The sequence below is a fragment of the Legionella sp. PATHC035 genome, assembly GCF_026191115.1.
In the GTDB taxonomy this organism is placed as follows: domain Bacteria; phylum Pseudomonadota; class Gammaproteobacteria; order Legionellales; family Legionellaceae; genus Legionella.
The window spans coordinates 1,209,816-1,229,062 of record NZ_JAPHOT010000001.1; the positions used below are offsets into that span (position 1 = coordinate 1,209,816).

The window sequence follows — 19,247 nt, forward strand, 5'->3', positions numbered from 1 at the left end:
TCAATAATTATAATAAAAGAAGATGGCTTATGTTGTAGCCTTGCATCTGAGGAGATCGCTATGTTAATAAGAAAACTGTATCCCTGCACGCTTGCGATAGTGTACGCTGTTACTCTTATGTTACCTCTGACTGGCTTTGCAGATGATGAGGCAAATAATTCTACAAACTCCAATGCGACTTCTAAAGCAGTTCCTTTAGAAGATGTTCAACGATTTTCCAATGCTATCGGTGAGATTAAAAAATATTACGTTAAACCTGTCGATGATAAAGAACTCTTCGATAACGCCATTCGGGGCATGCTCAATGGTCTTGATCCTCACTCCAGCTATCTGGATGAAGAAGAATTTAAAGAGCTGCAAACCTCAACGAGTGGTGAATTTGGTGGGTTAGGATTGGAAGTGACCATGGAAGACGGCGTTGTAAAAGTGGTTACTCCTCTGGTGGATACCCCAGCATTTAAAGCAGGCATTAAATCCGGAGACTATATTATTAAATTAGGTAAAGAGTCTGTCCAAGGTCTCTCACTTAAAGATGCCGTCAACTTAATGCGCGGTAAAGCTGGTAGCACCATCCAGTTGACTGTATTGCGCAAAGGAGTTAACAAAGCACTTACTTTTGATTTGGTACGTGAAGTGATTCAAATTAAGAGTGTACAAAGTAAATTACTCGCTCCAGGCTATGGTTACATCCGTTTAACTCAATTCCAGGCCTTAACTGGAAAAGACATGCTGCAGGCCATCGATCGACTAAAACAACAATCTGGCGGAGACTTAAAAGGTCTCGTACTGGATTTACGTAACAACCCTGGAGGCTTGCTTGATTCAGCCATTCAAGTTTCTGATGCGTTCCTTGGTAAAGACAAATCAGGCAAACCCGAAACCATCGTTTCAACGAAAGGACGTTTACCTGGTTCAGATTTTACTGCCTTATCCAAAGGTATCGATGTTTTGCATAATGCACCAATGGTTGTATTAATCAATAATGGTTCAGCATCTGCCGCTGAAATTGTAGCTGGTGCGCTCAAAGACAATAAACGAGCCGTTATTTTAGGTACAACGAGTTTTGGTAAAGGTTCAGTGCAAACCGTATTACCCCTGGATGACAAAACCGGGATTAAATTAACTACTGCTCTTTATTACACTCCTTCAGGAACTTCAATTCAAGCTAAGGGTATTGTACCTGATATCGTAGTCAATGAGATGGAGATTCCTAAGACTGCTGCTAAACCCTCTGATCTGACTGGATTTAGTGAAGCCAATCTTAATGGCCACTTGATTAATAAGAACAATGAGGAAAATAAAGCGAAAACGGCTAAAGCTCAAATAGACGATTTAATGCATAACGACTATCAACTTTATGCTGCTTTGACTGTCTTGGAAGGTATGTCTTTAGCAAATAGATAATTACCGTCTATAAACGAAGAGGAGCCAAGAAGTTAGATTGTAATCAGACCTTCTTAGGCTCCTCTTCTTTTACTTAAAACCTTTTAATTACAGTAGCCCTGTAGTTCGCAACCGGAAATGAAGCGCTCTGAAGCTTAAGTGGCATCAATTATCGTACTATAAATCCTGGTTACATCATTTTGGCGGTAAATAGGAAACCACCGTCTTAGAGAGGTCGTTCGTTAATGGTGTGTTGGCCCTGACCCCATCAGCAGTAGCACGATTATCGACGCAAAATAAGCCAAAAGTCATCAATCTGGAGTGTTGTTTCTCAACCTGTTTGCTTGGTACAACAGAGCCAGCTGCTTTCTCTTGCTCAGGATCACTATCTCTCCAGTTAATGTGCAAAATGGGTTGTTTTGTAGTCCAATAAAAAATACTTTGAAAATGTTCAATGATTCTTGTATTCCACAGATCAGCACCGTAATGACCACTCCATTCGGTACTGACAAACATATTATTTAAAAATGCAATTTTGCCACCGACCATTGTAGCTCGTCTTAAGGCGCTCCCTGAAGAACCAGGAATATACAGGGAATCAGCAATGCCATCGTGTCCATGTGGGTTGAGTTTTTTACTAAATGTTATTCCAATAAAACCCGTCGTATGATCAAATACAAAATCAATAAAACCAAGCCCTTTTCCTTCAGTTATACCTAAACTCAAGGCTTTGAAATCTACAGCTTGCTTAGAAGATCTACTCCTTATCATACCCAAGGGATAACCAAAACGCTCACCTAAGATGATTGAGATTACCCCTTTTTTATTACCCAGATGAGTGTTTGCAACCACTTGCTTTAGAAGATCATCTTTACTTTGCATACAACCTCCTCTTCTCCATGAAAAGAATGTCTACACTATGATTTAATTTTATACCGCCCATGTTAAGGCAAGATTAAGAAAATTAAGTGAGAGAGGTTGCAAGCCAATATCCCGGTTGCAAGCAACCGGGAATGAAGGGAGCTTTATTCAGGCGGTAAGAATCTGCTTTTTATAAGAAACACCATTTTTATCTAGGTCAAATGTACCCATTACCCCCGTCCCTGATTCGAGAGCTAAAAGATGTGTTGCAACCGCTTGAGATGAAAAATCAGAATGAGTCTTCATCGCCAGCTGGGCACTACTATGAATCAAATGGAATATATCAAACGCATATCCTGCTTCACTGACAGGGTGACTGAAATATTCCTGCTTAAATTGAGCAATAAATTCTGGTTTCACCGAGTGAGTCAAAACAGCAGCTTGTTTGTGATTGGGACTTTGGGTTAAGAAATTATTTTTTCCATCAGCAATGATTGAATCATCAGTCAAACAAAAATGAATGAGCTTATTTTTTTTTGCTAAAGGTGCGACTAAAGCGCCACTTTCTGTACCTTCAGTTACCAAAACATTAATGTGGTGTGCATCAATAAATTTTTGCACGGTTTTTGCTGCATTCGCTGAATTCGGCATTTGATCTAAGGTATAAAATTCGTAATGAATGTCAGAAGATTTTAATTGATCACGTGCGATTTCCATTGCCCCCAACATATTCCTGCCAATAAAAGCAGATTCGTTAGAAAAAGGGGCATAAATACCAACATTGATTGTCATTTTGGTTTTATTAGTAGCATTACTTATGTCAGATGCTGCCTCACAAAATCCTACTGCCATTAGCGATAAGAAAAAAGCACCTAAAATAGCATACAATTTTGATAAAAAAAGTTTCATATTCATCATCCTCATTGATTTAGACTCAATTGCTAATACCTTCAAAAGAGTGCCGGTTCCTTTCCTATGCCTACTTGTCTCATTGCCATCAGCCTCCCTTCTCCCCACAAGGGGAGAAGGTGCCCTTTAGGGCAGATGTGGGTATTGAGTTCCCTCACCCCGACCCCTCTCCCACGAGTGGGAGAGGGGATTCTTTATCTTTTAAGGACAACGCTTACTTGCCCTCTCACTTTCCCACTCAGGATAAACAGAACACAGTTTGGAGTGAGAAATGATATGCTGGCTTTTAGAAACTGTAAATTCATTTTGCTATGAATAGAATCTAAATACAATGGTTGGGATTTAATAATAATTATGCGATAATCTTCACAAACTGATATTTTTTAGATTACAATGAATTATATTAAATCAACTTTCTTCCTGTTCACCCTGCTTTTTATCACTGCTACTCAAGCTAATGTTCAATCTTATTTTGATCAAATAAAAAGTGATCCGAATTCTTTATATACATTCTTCAAAACCATGCCTAAAGGTGGAGAATTACATTATCATTTATCTGGAGGTGCCTACCCAGAAGTCATGTTGGAACTGACATCTAAAGATAATTATTGCTTGAATACCAGCAATTGGACGGCCAGTAAAAATCCATCTGTTTGTAAAGGTGTAGAGACAAAAGATTTGTTTAATCATCCTGAACTTTATGCAAGCACTGTAAGAAGCTGGTCTATGAAAGATTTTGTGCCAGGGAAGGAATCAGGCCACGATCATTTTTTCAACTCATTCTATAAGTTCAATGCCATAGTTGCAGATCATCAGCCCGAACTCCTTGCATCAGTCATGCAAACCGCAGCACTACAAAATGAACGCTATATGGAAGTGATGATCTTGCCTGATAATGCCCATTCAGTCAGTTTTGGCGATAAGCTCAAGAACACTACTTCATTTAGCCAAAAAAGAAAGGTTCTCTTGGAAAACCAAGACTTTCAAAATAATGTCAATTACACTGTAGTCGAATCAAATCGTATTTTGCAACAAGCACGCCAAGAGCTGGGTTGCGATACCAATCCAGAAAAAAAAGCCTGCCAAATTAAAATTAAATTTTTATACTATTCCCTGCGAGAACAATCTCTAGATAACTTGTTTGCACAGACACTTAATGCGTTTGAAGCTGTTGATCAATCCATACGAAGTAAGGGCGCTCTTGTTGGTGTTAATTTAGTCCAGCCTGAAGACGGGATGATCTCTTTACGAGACTATCGCAAACAAATGCAAATATACCAATACCTACACAAGCTATACCCTGAAGTCAATATTGCATTACATGCTGGAGAGTTAACTCAAGAAATTGTTACCCCGGAAGATTTAGATTACCACATTCGAGATGCACTCCTCACTGGCCAAGCCCAAAGAATTGGGCATGGAGTAGATATTGCTCATGAAAATAAGGCAAAGAGCACCTTGGACTACATGGCAAAACATCACAAAGCAGTAGAAATTAATCTCATCAGCAATCTTAAAATATTAAAAATCTCGGGTTCAAACCATCCGCTTAATTTTTATCTTAAACATGAGGTTCCAGTTGTCTTGTCTACGGATGATGAAGGGATATTGCGAACTAACCTGACGCAACAATATGTAGAAGCTGCATTGAATCATGGGCTGGATTATCCCACCTTAAAACAAATCAATAGGAATGCGCTCACCTATTCATTTTTACCGGGTAAAAGCATATGGTCTGCGCCTGAAAAGGCCCTACTAATTGACGATTGCCAAGACCTGGAAAGCCAAAGTTGCCAACTATTTATCAAAACGAGTGAGAAAGCCCAATTACAATGGGAGTTGGAACAAAAACTTCATGCATTTGAAAATCAATTTTAGTGTGTCACTGGAGCGTAGGTCGGGCCTTTTTGGCCCAAGAATTCCACAGAAACTAAATTCCACAGCAAATTATGTAGGTCAGGCCCTTGGTGCGACAATTACTTGAGCGTTTCGCTTAAATTAATTTATGAGTAAGTTTTGAGCAATAAAAGATTTAGGTCAGATCGGTACCGACATCAGGCCAGCCAGAAAAAATTATATTGTCGGGCCAAGGGCCCGACCTACTTCTGTTACCAATTTACTCTCGGATATTTGGTAACACTAATTGAAATCAAGATTTAAAAGGATTACGTAAAATAATTGTCGAATCGCGCTCTGGTCCAGTTGATAATAAGTCAATTGGAACATTCAGCAGATTCTCTATTCGTTTTAAATAAGCCAAAGCATTGGCAGGCAAGTCGCTCATATTCGTGACATCAGCAGTAGACTCTTGCCAACCAGGCATTTCTTCATAAACCGGCTCTAAACCTTGGAAGTCAGCAGCTGCTTGAGGAGGACGAGAGATTAAATTACCCTGTGCATCTTTATAGGCAACAGCAATACGTAACACATCTAATTTATCCAAAACATCCAGCTTTGTGATGCATAATCCCGTGATACTATTTAACTCAATGGAACGCTTTAACAAAACTGCATCAAACCAGCCACAACGTCTTGGTCTTCCAGTAACCGCACCAAACTCCTGGCCACGCTCAGCAATTTGTTTACCCACTTCATCAAAGAGTTCTGTTGGGAAAGGTCCTCCCCCAACACGAGTAGTATAAGCTTTGGTGATTCCTAACACATAGTCAAGGTATTTTGGACCAAATCCTGCACCATTAACTACCGAACCAACACACGTGTTTGATGAAGTTACAAAAGGATATGTTCCATGGTCAATGTCTAGATAAACCCCTTGGGCTCCCTCAAATAAAATATTATCGCCCCGCTCCCGATGCTCATGCAAACAAGCAGAAACGTCACAAACCATGGGACGTAATTCTTCAGCCCATTGCATCGCTGAATCTAATAAAGGTTCAAAAGCTACAGCAGGTTGCTTGAAATATTGCGTCAAAAGAAAATTATAATAATCTAAAAGATCCGCTAATTTTGCTGCAAAGCGTTCAGGATGAAATAAGTCACTGACTTTTAATGCACGGCGGGCAATCTTGTCCTCATAAGCTGGGCCTATGCCACGTCCGGTAGTACCAATGGCCGAATTTCCCATATGTGTTTCACGCGCTTTATCCATGGCAACATGACAGGGAAGAATCAGTGGACAAGCCATACTGATACGTAAGCGGGAACGCACGTCAATTCCACTTTGTTCGAGTTCTTTAATCTCTCCCAATAGTGCATCGGGTGAGAGAACCACTCCATTAGCAATATAACAAGTCACATGGGGTCTCAGCATCCCGGAGGGAATAAGACGTAGAACCGTTTTCACTCCATTAATTTTTAATGTGTGGCCTGCATTATGGCCGCCTTGATAGCGGACAACAACCTGTGCATCTTGGGTTAATAAATCGACAATTTTACCTTTGCCTTCATCGCCCCACTGTGTTCCTAAAACAACAACGTTTTTACCCATGATCAACTCTTAAATTTACAAAATGCTATTCGCCACTCTAAATTGAGAACCTGAGAACTCAATTTCAACAAAATTTGTAACTCCACTCCTCTGCCTCAAGTCCCTACAGGTACATCTCAAATGAAAACATTCTACAAAATGCTCACATAGTCAGTATGCCTGCCATTCAAGAGTACTTTTTGATCAACCTGCCACAAATTATGTAGTGTTCTCCAAGATTTTGGTATAGAGGTGAATAGTTACCAAAACCCAACATTATAGTTACTTTTTAGCAGGTACACCATCATTTTTTGGTGTGGCTTGCTTAAAATAATCAAAAAATGCACTGCTTTGATCCAATACCAAAATATCTTTTCTGCTTTTAAAACTCCCTTCATAGGCAAGCAAGCTACGGTATAATGCAAAAAAATCCTTATTTTTACTGTAGGCATCTGTATAGATCGACGCCGCTTGTGCTTTCCCAATGGCTCGTACTTTTTGTGCATTACTGCGGGTTGTTGCTAACAAGACCATCACATCAGCGTCGGCCTTAGCTTTTATCTCTTCAGCAGCAGCTTGACCATCAGCACGGTGTTTATTCGCAATTTTTTGCATATCCGCCCGCATCCGTTGATAAATGGCGTTGCTGGTATTCGCTGGTAGTTCAATTCCTTTAATGCGTACATCAACCACGTTAATACCTAACCCGCCTGCTTGTTTTTGGGCTGCTTTACGCAACAACTCCATAACATCATCACGACCACCCGACACGACTTCAGGAATAGTACGTTTACCAAACTGCGCACGTAACAATGTATTTAATTGTTGCTCCAGTAGTGTTTCTGCCTTAAATTCATTGCCACCTGTGGATTTAAAATATTGAGCCAAATCGGTAATGTGCCATTTGACATAATAATCTACCATGACGTCCTTTTTTTCTTTAGTGACAATACGGGTCGACTTAATATCCATAGTTTGAATACGCGTATCAAAAATACGTACGTTTTCGATAAATGGTACTTTAAAATGCAATCCAGGATTCAATACTTTGACCTTATCAGTCAAGCCATCATTAACCAAACGGCCTAAACGTAAAAGAATTCCTTGTTGACCTTGTGTTATCGTAAATACACTGGTCACTAAAAATAGAAGTAGTAAAAAGATCAAAATGCCAAGGGTTCTACCCGTAGTTTTCATTGTTAATTTCTCCCTTGTCGATAAACAGGTCTGGTGAGCTCACGACCATCGACCAAGTTCTCTGTCTCATTGGATTCATCACTTTCCGCTTTGTTATTTTTTGCGGTATCAGTTGGAAAACCGGAGGACTTTCCAAATAACTTATCTAAAGGAAGATACAGCAAATTACCTGATTTACTATCGACTATGATCGTACTGCTCTTGCTGATAACTTTTTGCATTGTTTCCAAATACATGCGTTCTGCCATAACTTTTGGGGCAGCAGTGTATTGAGGAAGTAACGCTAAAAACTCAGAAACTTCCCCTTGGGCATTCAATACAAGCTGTTTGGAAAAAGCTTCAGCCTCTTGTTGGATCCGGCTCGCCTTCCCTTCTGCTATTGGAACAACTTTCGCGGCATAAGCAAGGGCTTGTTCTTTAAAGCGCTTTTCATCTTCTTGTGCTTTAATTGCATCGTCAAACGCATCTTGTACACTTTCAGGAGCACGTGCAGGCTGTGGTGCTACATTGACGATTAAAATACCTGTTTTATATAAATCCAGAGTTTTTATCAAAGTCTCTTGAACTTGATTGCCCCAAACTTCACGTCCCTCCGTAATCATTTGATCCAGGGTAGTTGTCCCTACAACTTGTCTCAGCGCACTGGAGGTCGCTTGCTGCAAACTTTCCTCAGGATTAGCGACGTTAAATAAATATTCCTGCAAATCACCAATGCGATACTGCACCGCTAAGGATACAGAAACTAGATTTTCGTCACTCGTTAACATTTGTGCAGAATAAGAATAATCCAACACGCGGTCCACATTCATAATAATTTTTGAAGAAATAATCCTTGGTATCCAATGTGGTCCGGAACCCACTGTTTCCACATATTTACCAAAACGAAGAATTACCGCTTGTTCTGCGGGATCAACAATAAAGACACCCGACAACACCCAGAGAATAAAGGCAACCAAAATTACAGTAAGCGCGATTAGACCACCATTCGATTTTTTGGAAGGCTCACTACCAATTTTGGTAGAACCTCCAAATAAAAACTTCTTCAATTTGTCATGAGCGCGTTTCAGCGCCTCATCCAAATCTGGAGGTTGATTTTTACCCTTCCAGGGATCTTTGCCTTTATCTGGCTCATTCCACCCCATGTACTACTCTCCCGGAGAATTTTAAGAAAATTAGAATTCTATGGGGTATATGAAGTTTAAGCAAGTTCTCCTGCTGTAATTAGCACAATCTGAAGGGTTAGCCTTTTCCATAAACTAAGTATGTCCAGTGAGTTGATCGTACTTCATGGATTTAATTTTTACTGGCATTTTCCTCTGAGATCAATATCCCAAATATCAACTACAATATCGTTTTCAGTAATAAAAAATTGATCAAATAAATTAATGGTTGGATCGCAATGAGGAACAATGAGCTCTAAAACCTCACCGTGATCAGGTAATTGAGCGCCATTCACCGCAGTCACTTTCCCATGCTCATCTCCAAAGCCGCCCCAATCATATTCCAGCCCCTGATGACTGATGATTAGGGGTTTATGTTGATCTACATAAATGGCTTTTGTGCCTGCATCAACAGTCACATGTTCTGTTCTGTTGTTACTAATCACCGTGGTTAAAAGGGTCATTGCCGGTTTAAAGGTATTGAATTGCCGCTCATTACTTTTTGAACCAATCGTTGCATATTGCACATCCATCACTGTATAAGAACCCGGTTGAATCTCGGTTACTTCTGTCGCTTCAACATCAATATCATAAGTTCCTGTTCCACTTCCTGTGACTATGGGACAATTCAGACCCATTTCCCGAAAGCTTTTTGCCAGATCACTCGCCATACACATGGTCTGTAATGATTTGTTCTTTCGTTCACTAAAAGAGGTAATATGCTGTAAGTTACCGGCATAGCATTGAATTCCCATCAAATTTAACCAAGGGAATTGCCTCATTTCTAAAGCAAAATTTAAAGCAGTTTCGGGTTTAACTCCGGTTCGCCCTATCCCAGGGTCGACATCGACTAAGACATTGATCATTTTTTTATTGAGCTGACCTGCTTCATTTAAAACAATCATATTTTCTTTATTATCGACCACCACCAAAGTGGAGGGAGCTTTTTCCAGACACGAAATAAGCCTGGCAATTTTATTCTTTGTGACAATTGGTGAAGTAATTAGAATATTGGGTATTCCATTTTGAATAAGAACTTCAGCCTCGGAAATTTTGGCTACGCACACGCCTATTGCACCGAATTCTATCTGTAGACGAGCTAATTTAGAGCACTTATGGGTTTTACAATGAGGTCTGATATGGATACTGTTTTCGATAGAATGTTTCCTCATTGTCTCCAAGTTAGATTTCAGAAGATTTTTATCAATGATTAAACAAGGGGTATCTAACTCTGTTTTTTTTAGTCCTAAAGCAGCTTTTGACATGTTATTCCTCTAAAAACTAATCTGCGCTCAACATCACCCGAACTCCCACATAAACCAATAAACCACCAAATACTCGAGTCAAAGTAGTTTGAAAATTAGTAAATATTTTTCGGATATTATTTGATTGCAGGAATAGAACGAGTAAGGGCCAATAAAAGAACGATTCGCTGATAAAAACCCCAGCAACTAAAGCTTTATCGCCAATCGATGCGTTAATGGAGACAAATTGAGTAAACAAACTCAGCAGAAAAACTGCAAGTTTTGGATTTAAAGCATTACATAAAACCCCTTCAAAATAAGCCTTGGAAACAGTTATCCTGTGCAACGAGGAGCGGTCTTGATGCATACTTAGGGTTTGTTTGGTTCTTAAACCTTTCAATCCCAGATAAATTAAATAGCATGCGCCCGTATATTTAATGGTTGTATAAAGAACAATACTCTGTGTAATGACAAACGCCAAGCCTAAAATACAATAAGTAGCATGAAAGAAACATCCAGTAACAATACCCAAAGCAGTGGCTAAAGCCTGACGTCTAGGATATAAAAATGCGTTTTTTGTAACCAATATAAAATCTGGACCTGGGCTAATCATGCCAATAAAACAAATCACCGTTAAAAGTAATACGCTAGTATTCATAATCACTATTTAAAAAACTCGCAGATTGAGACGATTTTAATTTAATGCGCATACCGCGTCTATTCATAGGCATCTCTTCGTGAGGGTTGGTTTCCATCACCTACGCCAAAGCCTGGTTGAAAAGCTGTATGCCATTACCGCGAAAACGGGAATCCAACCATTGGGCACTATGCCTCATTTAACCGTAGATTCCAGCCTTCACAGGAATGACACATCTCCAGGATCCAAACTATTGATTCAATAGAGCGACTACCACTGAAACGTATTGCTAAGGATTAAATACCGCATTTACAGCGGATTCTTCACTGCTAGGATGGAGTCCTCCAGTTGAATTTTCAATTGGCTCATGCATCTCCATTTTAGGCAAAGTCTTAAACATATCATCATAGATAATCTGAGTCCTGGTTCCGGGATGATGACGAGCGTATTGCTTTACTGTTTCCCAATTACATTTTCCCTCGGCAATCAACCAACGCATAGTACTCCAGGGATTGGTCATTCTTTGGTTCTCATATGCTTCGTTATATCGTCGGACAAATTCTGCATAGAGTTTAAAAGGAGGTTCATCACCTTTTAAGGGTACTGCCGCAGCCGTTGGTAGTACTGGGCTATCCATACTCCCTTCTTGACGACGGCTGTATTTGCGGGTGACCAATCGCTCTATTACAAAAGCTGCATCACTAGGTTTACCAAAAAGCTGTCGTAAAGTGCTCCCCCAAGAATGATCGACATAAATTATCTCATGTAATGCACTGTCTTCCACATGGCATCTGCTTACAAAAGGATCAACTAATTCAGGCCTGTTATCGATATAACTATCGATTTCTTTGAGCAAATCTCTACGTTTGCTCGCTAATAATTGGCACAGCCCCTTGTTTCGTGGTGGTTCGGCTCCACGACAAAGCAACATAGCCACACCTCTAAGTAAATCCTTATTATCTTGCTCCCGGAACAATCGTTTACACAGCGCATCCATCGCATTATCGCCTCGTTCCTCATCTGGACAAGGCATGTTTTCCGCCTCCAACTTCAACCTCTCTATGGGAGCCTCATCCAATAAACCTTCAAGTGCCTTTATTTTACCTTTTCGTGCCGCTAAGATCAGTGGGGTATCTTTCCTCACGCCTACAGGATTAGCCAAATCTGCCCCTGCTCTGATTAAATTTACCACCCCAGAAACAAAATCCAATGCTATGGCTTGGTGTAAAGGCTGAAAAGGTATGCGGGCTTCTTTAAGGCGAGTCGTTGCATTCACTTCAGGATTCAACGCTAAAATTTTTGTTAATAATTCACGATTTTTAGTTTGTACTGTTAAAGACAATAAAGTACGCCCATCTTCATCGCGCTTATTGGCATCAAATTCATAAGCATCCAAAAGATGCAGAGCCAGCTGAACTTTGCCGGCAGCAATTGCTTGATGCAAGGGCAAACCAATATTTTTATCGCGGACTTTACTGAGAATCAAATCAATAAACTCTGTTAAATCCGACGGGATTTCCTTATCAACAGAATCTTCATTTTTTCTCTGGTGTTGTTCAATCAAATAGTTCAGAACAGTCATTTGAACACCACCTGCCATCCAGAATGGATGTTCAAGATAACTCTTGTCGTCGAGCAGCTTCTTTTCAATGAATTTTTTAAATTCTTCTAGTCCTAATTTTAGAGCTGCATTTATTTCAATGATAAATTCCATGTTACGTCCCCTGTAGTGTTACTTCCAGATTTATATTACACATTGGACAATAGAAGATCAAAAGAATAGTTAAAATTTCTACAATCTCATCAGGCCTGAGAATCTGATTTTCATTTAAAATTAGGGTGATTCAGGCAATTTATTAAATATCAAATCCCATACTCCATGTCCTAAACGTTCCCCTCTCTGTTCAAATTTTGTAAGTGGCCTTGATAAGGGTCGGGGTGAATATCCCCCATCGTGCTGGGAATTTTTCAATGCAGGCTCTGTAGATAAGACATCCAGCATATGCTCGGCATATTCTTGCCAATCGGTCGCACAATGAATAAACCCACCTGGCTTCAATTTTTTTGTTACTAATTGAATAAATTCTTTCTGAATTAAGCGTCTTTTATGATGACGTTTTTTATGCCAGGGATCTGGGAAAAATATTTGTACTCCGGCAATTGAGTTATCGAGCAATTGGGTGCGAAACACTTCTACAGCATCATGGGCCACAATACGTACATTAGATAATTGATGTTCATGTAGATCAGCAGCCAAACTCCCCACACCTGCAAGATGAACCTCTATACCTATATAATTAACTTCAGGATTATTTTTAGCCATGGCCAACAAAGAAGATCCCATGCCAAAACCTATTTCGACTACTGTATCCGCATTACGGTTAAATTCTTCGGCTAAACTCCATGGATTCCCATCCACCGTAAGTTGATAATCTTTAAGCCAAAGTTCCAGTCCTTGACTCTGCCGATTACTTACCCGACCTGCTCGTAAAACATAACTTTTTATCCGGCGTTGCATAAATCACACTCATCATTTGGTCAAAGCCGGAATTATATGTTCTTACAAAAATCTTGCAACTAATGCATTTTTTTGATATAAAACCGCTCTTGTATTTCACATCCGGCTATTTGCCCAGAATTTTACAAAGACAAGCAAACTAAAACCTATTTTGGAGTAACACAATGTCTAGAGTATGTCAGGTAACTGGCAAGCGACCCATGACTGGTCATAAAGTGTCGCACGCTAACAACAAAACCAAAAGACGCTTTCTGCCGAATATTCAGAACCACAGTTTCTGGGTTGAAGAAGAAAATCGATTTGTCACATTAAAGCTCAGTACCAAAGGTATGCGTATTGTAGACAAGTTAGGTATAAAAGCAGTTCTGGATAAACTCAGAGCTAAAGGCGAAAAAGTATAACTTAAGGGGATAAACCATGGCAGCTGTCACGATTAAAGTGAAAATGGAATCCACAGCAGGAACTGGATACTATAAGACTACAACGAAAAACCCAAGAAACCATCCTGAAAAAATGGAGCTTATGATGTACGATCCTAAAGTACGTAAGCACGTTCTTTTCAAAGAGAAAAAAGTAAAATAATGTTTGAAGCCCCATAACTTATGGGGCCCTTCATGTTGTTTCTAGGTCACACGCTTTTCTTAACCGATCTCTTAAATATCGCTCTCTTCTATTTACAAAAAATAAATTTCTGAATTTGTTTCTTATTAATATGCTGCAGAGGACTCCTCAAAAATACCCTTGGTAACAATCTAATTTTTCAAAGTCATACCTAAATTAACGCTGTAGATACTGGATTATCCTTACGAATCGTTTAAACTGATAGTAAATAGCAATGAATACAAAGAGGATTTGAATGAAACCATCATTGCAACTAAGCATTGGACAGCACTTAACACTAACGCCACAGTTACAGCAAGCAATCAGACTTTTGCAATTATCAACAATTGATCTACAGCAAGAAATTCAACTTATTGTTGAATCAAATCCAATGCTTGAAGCAACTCCAAACGAAGATAAAGGGGAATTCGAAACTCATGCAGTAGAACAGCAAAATAATGATGAATCCTACGATTTTCAATGGTCTGAATTGTATCAAAGCTCAGGTAAACGAATTGCCTTTGAAGATAATGACTATAATTTTGACAATTTGCATTGTACTACCACTAATTTACAAGATCATCTCAGATGGCAACTTGAACTTTCTCCCATGAGCGATGTGGACAGAGCCATAGCAACAGCAATTATTGATGCTGTAAATAGTGATGGTTTCCTTACGATGAGCATTAATGAATTACATGCAAGTCTTACAAGCGACACCCATCCATTGGATTTAGATGAAATCGAGGCCGTACGCCATCGATTACAACTCTTTGATCCCGTAGGCTGTGCTTCGGTGAATCTTGCTGAAACACTACTCGTGCAGCTGGAGCAGCTTTCTTTAGACGCAGAAAGCCTCGCATTGACTAAAAAGATTATTTCAGAAGATATTGAATTACTAGCCCAGCATAATTATAAGCAGCTCATGAAAAACCATCAGATTACCGAAAAAACGATTGATAAGGTATTGAAAACAATTCAAGGATTAAACCCCAAACCCGGTAATTTAATTCATGAAGACATTACCGAATACATTATTCCAGATTTAACCGTTAAAAAAGTTAACAATAAATGGAAAGTTCAACTTAATCAAAGCGTGCTCCCCCATTTAAGCATTAATAACCAGTATGCATCACTTATTCAACGCGCTGATAATAGTGCAGACAATCAATTTTTAAAAAATAACCTCCAAGAAGCCCGTTGGTTTTTAAAGAGTATTCAGAGCCGTCAAGAAACGCTGCTTAAAGTTGCCACGTGTATTATAGAATACCAACAAGGATTCTTAGAATATGGTGAAGAGGCGATGAAGCCTTTGATTCTTAATGATGTTGCTTCGGCTCTGGATATGCATGAGTCAACTATTTCACGTGTCACCACGCAAAAATTTATACATACTCCTCGAGGGGTATTCGAATTAAAATATTTCTTCTCAAGTCATGTCAATACAAATGCCGGCGATGAGTGTTCCTCTACAGCCATTCGCGCCGTGATAAAAAAATTAATTTCTGCCGAGAATAGAAAAAAACCCTTAAGTGACAGTAAGATCACCCAGTTATTAGAAGAACAGGGTATCAAAGTAGCAAGACGAACCGTAGCAAAATATCGTGAAGCAATGGGTATTGCTCCATCCAATGAACGAAAAATAATTTGTAATTAATTAGGGTTTGTTTACAATTCCCTAGATTGAGCCGAAATGGCCAAGAGAATAGAATTGTCAACAGCACCTAAGAACCATGATTTTCACCATGGTTCTCTTGTAACGAGGAGATTTTTATGCAAATTAACATCACTGGACATCATATTGATGTTACTCCTGCACTCAGAGCATTTACCGAAGAAAAATTCGATAAGCTAGAGCGTCACTTTGATCACATCACATCCATCAACGTGGTATTGAATGTAGAAAAATTACGTCAAATTGCTGAAGCTACTGTTCATGTAACTAAAGGTGAACTGCATGCAAGCGCAGAATCTGATGATTTATATGCCGCAATCGATAATTTGATTGATAAATTAGAGCGTCAATTGAGCAAGCACAAAGAAAAAATTCTAAATCATGATTAAGAGATAAACCCTTAAAGTAGCTTTATAGGCAGCAAAGCAAATCCTGAATTTCTTCGATTTAACTTTGCTGCACTTAGCTACACTTATAACCAAATTCGTGGTACATTTGTCGCGCTATGATTAAAACTAAAATCAAAATAATTAATAAGTTGGGTTTACATGCACGTGCTTCAGCGAAATTTGTTTCTACCGCAGCAAGATTCCAAAGCCAAATCGATGTGACCAGCAATTCACAAACCGTTAATGGGAAAAGCATTATGGGTGTCATGATGCTTGCAGCCAATAAAGGGAGCGAGCTCATTTTGGAAATTGATGGTCCTGATGAAGTGCAAATGAATGAAGCCTTAACTCAATTAATTAATAATTATTTTGGTGAAGGTGAATAATTAAAAGGCTACATCTTTCCGACAGTAATCCTTCAAACCATCCATCATACGATGGAGCGCTTAATCCTAATCACCTATCGTATTCCAGTGAACATTAACGTTTAGAACAGCGTGGGATATGTCAAAAGAATCATACGCTACATAAAAGAGATGCCCCCTTTTTAACTTTAGAGCCCATCTCAAGGGAGCATGGGCTGGCGTTAACTCAAAGTATACCTCATTGTTAATGCTACATTTCTTTAGATTTTTTCCTTCTCATTTTTTGCAGCGCAAGTAACGTCATAAATAAACCGGATAAAGCATAAATCGTAAAGCCCACAAATAAAACCAATGAAGGATTAGCGGCAATAGCTACAAATAAAATAATCATCACTAAAACGTAAAGGAATGGAACTTTGCCCTTGAAATCGACTTCCTTAAAACTGTAATAGCGAAAGTTAGAAACCATTAAACCTGAAGCAATTAATGATAAGATCGCAGCTAATAGGGAAACAAACACATTTTGCCAGCCATGTTGATAGCATAACCAAGAAAAAGAAGCCATTACGGCTGCAGAAGGAGGACAAGGTAACCCTTGAAAATATCGTTTATCAGCGGTTTCAAGCTGGGTATTAAAACGAGCTAAACGTAAAGCAACTGCGGCTGTATAAACAAATGCCACTAGCCAGCCTATTTTCCCTAATTGGCTCAAAATTAAATTATATACTAATAATGAGGGCGCAACCCCAAATGTAACCATATCAGATAAACTATCATATTCAGCACCAAATTCAGTCTGTGTATGAGTGAGGCGTGCAATTCTTCCATCCAGTCCATCGGCAATCATGCCGATAAATATCGCAATAATGGACGCTTCAAATTGTCCTTTCATCGAGGCAACAAGGGAATAAAATGCTGCAAATAAGCTGGCTGTTGTAAATAAATTGGGCAACAAATAAATACCAGAATGACTTTCTTTTTCCATTCCTAATAACCTTCAAAAAAATGACAAATAGAATATGTTGACATAATAGGGATAAAAATTAATTTTGAAAACCAAATTTAACACAAATTTATTTTTACAAAATGAATAAATTTCCGTACAGCCTGCTTCATATGATGTTATACTTAGCACTCTGTATTTATATTGTATAAAGATATGGCTACACCTGAAAGTAAAACAATTATCATAGAAGGAATCACCTCCCAAGGAAAAACCTTTCGCCCCAGCGACTGGGCAGAACGGATGAGTGGCTCATTGGCAAGCTTTAAAAATAGCCGCATTCATTATTCTCCCCTTCTAAGGCCAAGTGTGAATAGCGAAGGATATCAATGTGTATTGCTTGATCCTAAACTTAAAGAAACAAGCCCATTGCTGTATCAATCGATTATTGATTTTGCCAAGGCAAATAATCTTAGGATATGTGGAGAAGAAGATTAGGGTATCTAAAATCCCGCGCTTGTTTTAACTGCCATAGTCCAACTCGTCATCGTGCTCATTATATAATTTAACATCGCGATGGTGTTATCAAAATTCATCGCCAAGATACCAGCAACTATAAAAGCCAATCCTTTCGGTCCGTGCTGGGTTCCTGGTTGGCTGGAATGCGCAACTAACACACTACCCCGTACAAACCATAATACACCCGCAGTTTGCACGACTAAGCCCATAGAGCTGAATATATTTGAAGAATTGTAAGAGGTATAAGTTAAAACATTCCCTACACCAAAAGTAGTATTAGCCATAGTATCTAAAACAGAAGGCAAATACAGGAGAGCAGCGCCCATCAATAAATACATCATTGGAGTATACATCTTTTCTTGGGAAGAAGATTGGGCTCTGTGATCAGCAATTTTTCTGAGTTTGGCAATAGCAGTCATACAAAACAAAATACCCAGAATATATGCCCCCCCAGTAATTAAATGCTGTACAGGGTATAAAGAACGGCTTAAATTGCCTATAATTGCAATAAGATCTGGCGTATTCATAATTTAATTATACGCTGCTAAAACTTGTAATGCATAATTTTTTGCTTATTATTAATCCTAATTAAGGGTTATAATCTCAGATTTCTACCTAAGTTGATATTCGTCATGCAAATAAATACATTTCCCATCACTTTAAAAGAGTCTTTTATGATCTCTCCTAAAGTAAAACACTTCATTTTTAGTTGTGAAGTATCCCCGCATTTTAATTATTTAGCCGGGCAATTTATTACGATTCATTTTGAACATCAAGGAAAAGCATTAAAACGTAGTTATAGTATAGCCAATTCGCCCAAACAAGATAATCGAATTGAAATCGCAGCAGGTTATTTTGAAAATGGGCCCGGCACACAGTTTCTTTATAATTTAAAACCTGGTGATACGATTCAGGTCAGTGGTCCTTATGGTAGACTAGTGATTAAAGATGAACTACCTGGCCGATTTATCCTCGTTGCTACAAGTACTGGAATTACGCCTTATCGAGCGATGATTCAAGAGCTTGGCTTGTTGATGGAACAACATCCTGAATTGGAAGTAGTCATTCTCCAAGGAGTTCAGCGACGAGAAGAAATTCTCTATGCCGATGAGTTTCATGCTTTTTCTCAGAAATACGCTAAGGTCATGTTCAAACCCTATTTAAGTAGACAACCAGTACATGAACTCAATGAAAACGAGCACAGTGGTTATGTACAGCATGCTTTTCCTACCCTGAATCTTGACCCGCAACGTGACGTTGTTTATTTATGTGGAAATCCAAGCATGATTGACGAGGCGTTTAGTTCTTTAAAAGAACAAGGTTTTGCCATGCAACATATTATTCGTGAAAAATATATATCTCGATAGAGCCTGTTTACATTTCGCTAGTTTGAGCCCAAAATGGCCTGATTTTCGAGCAC

At 39.0% G+C, this 19,247-nt stretch carries 20 protein-coding genes; 9 read left to right on the top strand and 11 right to left on the bottom strand.

From position 1 onward, the window contains the following. Positions 1-60: 60 nt before the first annotated feature. The gene (locus OQJ13_RS05415; RefSeq protein ID WP_265709718.1) at positions 61-1,404 is read left to right on the top strand and encodes a S41 family peptidase; all 1,344 of its coding nucleotides are present in this window, start codon (positions 61-63) and stop codon (positions 1,402-1,404) included. Between the two features lie 174 nt (positions 1,405-1,578). On the opposite strand, the gene OQJ13_RS05420 is transcribed toward OQJ13_RS05415, so the two are convergent. Together OQJ13_RS05420 and OQJ13_RS05425 are read right to left on the bottom strand one after the other, a co-directional pair. Further along, complete coding sequence (locus OQJ13_RS05420) at positions 1,579-2,265, bottom strand: polymorphic toxin type 43 domain-containing protein (RefSeq protein WP_265709719.1); 687 nt, start codon at positions 2,263-2,265, stop codon at positions 1,579-1,581. A 147-nt stretch (positions 2,266-2,412) separates the two neighbouring features. Next, positions 2,413-3,153: a branched-chain amino acid ABC transporter substrate-binding protein gene (locus tag OQJ13_RS05425; protein WP_265709720.1), complete on the bottom strand. Its 741-nt coding sequence runs from the start codon at positions 3,151-3,153 to the stop codon at positions 2,413-2,415. A 393-nt stretch (positions 3,154-3,546) separates the two neighbouring features. On the opposite strand from OQJ13_RS05425, the gene OQJ13_RS05430 reads away from it, so the two are divergent. Next, positions 3,547-5,031, top strand: a complete 1,485-nt coding sequence (locus tag OQJ13_RS05430; RefSeq protein ID WP_265709721.1) for an adenosine deaminase family protein — start codon at positions 3,547-3,549, stop codon at positions 5,029-5,031. A gap of 271 nt (positions 5,032-5,302) precedes the next feature. Here OQJ13_RS05430 and OQJ13_RS05435 read toward each other — a convergent pair whose 3' ends face one another. From OQJ13_RS05435 to trmB, 7 genes are all read right to left on the bottom strand, one after another. Beyond that, on the bottom strand, positions 5,303-6,601 hold the full coding sequence (locus OQJ13_RS05435) for an adenylosuccinate synthase (protein ID WP_265709723.1): 1,299 nt from the start codon (positions 6,599-6,601) through the stop codon (positions 5,303-5,305). 261 nt (positions 6,602-6,862) lie between these two features. Continuing rightward, the gene (hflC, locus tag OQJ13_RS05440) at positions 6,863-7,777 is read right to left on the bottom strand and encodes a protease modulator HflC (protein ID WP_265709725.1); all 915 of its coding nucleotides are present in this window, start codon (positions 7,775-7,777) and stop codon (positions 6,863-6,865) included. 2 nt (positions 7,778-7,779) lie between these two features. Further along, positions 7,780-8,919 carry an FtsH protease activity modulator HflK gene (gene hflK, locus OQJ13_RS05445; protein WP_265709727.1) on the bottom strand — a complete coding sequence of 380 codons (1,140 nt, stop codon included), beginning with the start codon at positions 8,917-8,919 and terminating at the stop codon, positions 7,780-7,782. Positions 8,920-9,077: 158 nt separating this feature from the next. Further along, positions 9,078-10,202, bottom strand: a complete 1,125-nt coding sequence (locus OQJ13_RS05450) for a DSD1 family PLP-dependent enzyme (RefSeq protein ID WP_265709729.1) — start codon at positions 10,200-10,202, stop codon at positions 9,078-9,080. A gap of 16 nt (positions 10,203-10,218) precedes the next feature. Next, positions 10,219-10,839, bottom strand: coding sequence for a LysE family translocator (locus OQJ13_RS05455; RefSeq protein ID WP_265709730.1), 621 nt, complete (start codon positions 10,837-10,839; stop codon positions 10,219-10,221). Positions 10,840-11,107: 268 nt separating this feature from the next. Further along, positions 11,108-12,532: a Dot/Icm T4SS effector AnkC/LegA12 gene (gene ankC / locus OQJ13_RS05460; RefSeq protein WP_265709731.1), complete on the bottom strand. Its 1,425-nt coding sequence runs from the start codon at positions 12,530-12,532 to the stop codon at positions 11,108-11,110. A gap of 120 nt (positions 12,533-12,652) precedes the next feature. Then, positions 12,653-13,336 carry a tRNA (guanosine(46)-N7)-methyltransferase TrmB gene (gene trmB, locus OQJ13_RS05465; protein ID WP_265709734.1) on the bottom strand — a complete coding sequence of 228 codons (684 nt, stop codon included), beginning with the start codon at positions 13,334-13,336 and terminating at the stop codon, positions 12,653-12,655. Positions 13,337-13,500: 164 nt separating this feature from the next. Between trmB and rpmB the strand changes: the two genes are divergently transcribed. The 5 genes from rpmB to OQJ13_RS05490 all read left to right on the top strand — a co-directional run bounded on the left by rpmB (position 13,501) and on the right by OQJ13_RS05490 (position 16,386). After that, a complete protein-coding gene (rpmB, locus tag OQJ13_RS05470; RefSeq protein ID WP_028381005.1) occupies positions 13,501-13,737 on the top strand; it encodes a 50S ribosomal protein L28 in 237 nt (78 codons plus the stop codon). 16 nt (positions 13,738-13,753) lie between these two features. After that, entirely contained in the window at positions 13,754-13,918 is a 165-nt protein-coding gene (gene rpmG / locus OQJ13_RS05475) for a 50S ribosomal protein L33 (protein ID WP_003635328.1), read from the top strand. A 274-nt stretch (positions 13,919-14,192) separates the two neighbouring features. Next, a complete protein-coding gene (locus OQJ13_RS05480) occupies positions 14,193-15,593 on the top strand; it encodes an RNA polymerase factor sigma-54 (protein ID WP_265709735.1) in 1,401 nt (466 codons plus the stop codon). A gap of 116 nt (positions 15,594-15,709) precedes the next feature. Beyond that, complete coding sequence (hpf, locus tag OQJ13_RS05485) at positions 15,710-16,000, top strand: ribosome hibernation promoting factor (protein ID WP_265709736.1); 291 nt, start codon at positions 15,710-15,712, stop codon at positions 15,998-16,000. Positions 16,001-16,116: 116 nt separating this feature from the next. Further along, positions 16,117-16,386 carry an HPr family phosphocarrier protein gene (locus tag OQJ13_RS05490; protein ID WP_028381002.1) on the top strand — a complete coding sequence of 90 codons (270 nt, stop codon included), beginning with the start codon at positions 16,117-16,119 and terminating at the stop codon, positions 16,384-16,386. A 229-nt stretch (positions 16,387-16,615) separates the two neighbouring features. On the opposite strand, the gene pssA is transcribed toward OQJ13_RS05490, so the two are convergent. After that, a complete protein-coding gene (pssA, locus tag OQJ13_RS05495) occupies positions 16,616-17,350 on the bottom strand; it encodes a CDP-diacylglycerol--serine O-phosphatidyltransferase (RefSeq protein ID WP_265709737.1) in 735 nt (244 codons plus the stop codon). A gap of 174 nt (positions 17,351-17,524) precedes the next feature. On the opposite strand from pssA, the gene OQJ13_RS05500 reads away from it, so the two are divergent. Then, the gene (locus OQJ13_RS05500) at positions 17,525-17,806 is read left to right on the top strand and encodes a DUF3579 domain-containing protein (protein ID WP_028381000.1); all 282 of its coding nucleotides are present in this window, start codon (positions 17,525-17,527) and stop codon (positions 17,804-17,806) included. 5 nt (positions 17,807-17,811) lie between these two features. Here OQJ13_RS05500 and OQJ13_RS05505 read toward each other — a convergent pair whose 3' ends face one another. Further along, a complete protein-coding gene (locus tag OQJ13_RS05505; protein WP_265709741.1) occupies positions 17,812-18,354 on the bottom strand; it encodes a type IV secretion protein IcmC in 543 nt (180 codons plus the stop codon). A 105-nt stretch (positions 18,355-18,459) separates the two neighbouring features. Between OQJ13_RS05505 and OQJ13_RS05510 the strand changes: the two genes are divergently transcribed. After that, complete coding sequence (locus OQJ13_RS05510) at positions 18,460-19,194, top strand: ferredoxin--NADP reductase (RefSeq protein WP_265709743.1); 735 nt, start codon at positions 18,460-18,462, stop codon at positions 19,192-19,194. Positions 19,195-19,247 lie beyond the last annotated feature (53 nt).

Bases quoted from the DNA above. Each gene is read 5' to 3' on its own strand.
- OQJ13_RS05415 (WP_265709718.1), top strand. From the start codon at position 61: ATGTTAATAAGAAAACTGTATCCCTGCACGCTTGCGATAGTGTACGCT.
- OQJ13_RS05420 (WP_265709719.1), bottom strand. From the start codon at position 2,265: ATGCAAAGTAAAGATGATCTTCTAAAGCAAGTGGTTGCAAACACTCAT.
- OQJ13_RS05425 (WP_265709720.1), bottom strand. From the start codon at position 3,153: ATGAAACTTTTTTTATCAAAATTGTATGCTATTTTAGGTGCTTTTTTC.
- OQJ13_RS05430 (WP_265709721.1), top strand. From the start codon at position 3,547: ATGAATTATATTAAATCAACTTTCTTCCTGTTCACCCTGCTTTTTATC.
- OQJ13_RS05435 (WP_265709723.1), bottom strand. From the start codon at position 6,601: ATGGGTAAAAACGTTGTTGTTTTAGGAACACAGTGGGGCGATGAAGGC.
- hflC (WP_265709725.1), bottom strand. From the start codon at position 7,777: ATGAAAACTACGGGTAGAACCCTTGGCATTTTGATCTTTTTACTACTT.
- hflK (WP_265709727.1), bottom strand. From the start codon at position 8,919: ATGGGGTGGAATGAGCCAGATAAAGGCAAAGATCCCTGGAAGGGTAAA.
- OQJ13_RS05450 (WP_265709729.1), bottom strand. From the start codon at position 10,202: ATGTCAAAAGCTGCTTTAGGACTAAAAAAAACAGAGTTAGATACCCCT.
- OQJ13_RS05455 (WP_265709730.1), bottom strand. From the start codon at position 10,839: ATGAATACTAGCGTATTACTTTTAACGGTGATTTGTTTTATTGGCATG.
- ankC (WP_265709731.1), bottom strand. From the start codon at position 12,532: ATGGAATTTATCATTGAAATAAATGCAGCTCTAAAATTAGGACTAGAA.
- trmB (WP_265709734.1), bottom strand. From the start codon at position 13,336: ATGCAACGCCGGATAAAAAGTTATGTTTTACGAGCAGGTCGGGTAAGT.
- rpmB (WP_028381005.1), top strand. From the start codon at position 13,501: ATGTCTAGAGTATGTCAGGTAACTGGCAAGCGACCCATGACTGGTCAT.
- rpmG (WP_003635328.1), top strand. From the start codon at position 13,754: ATGGCAGCTGTCACGATTAAAGTGAAAATGGAATCCACAGCAGGAACT.
- OQJ13_RS05480 (WP_265709735.1), top strand. From the start codon at position 14,193: ATGAAACCATCATTGCAACTAAGCATTGGACAGCACTTAACACTAACG.
- hpf (WP_265709736.1), top strand. From the start codon at position 15,710: ATGCAAATTAACATCACTGGACATCATATTGATGTTACTCCTGCACTC.
- OQJ13_RS05490 (WP_028381002.1), top strand. From the start codon at position 16,117: ATGATTAAAACTAAAATCAAAATAATTAATAAGTTGGGTTTACATGCA.
- pssA (WP_265709737.1), bottom strand. From the start codon at position 17,350: ATGGAAAAAGAAAGTCATTCTGGTATTTATTTGTTGCCCAATTTATTT.
- OQJ13_RS05500 (WP_028381000.1), top strand. From the start codon at position 17,525: ATGGCTACACCTGAAAGTAAAACAATTATCATAGAAGGAATCACCTCC.
- OQJ13_RS05505 (WP_265709741.1), bottom strand. From the start codon at position 18,354: ATGAATACGCCAGATCTTATTGCAATTATAGGCAATTTAAGCCGTTCT.
- OQJ13_RS05510 (WP_265709743.1), top strand. From the start codon at position 18,460: ATGCAAATAAATACATTTCCCATCACTTTAAAAGAGTCTTTTATGATC.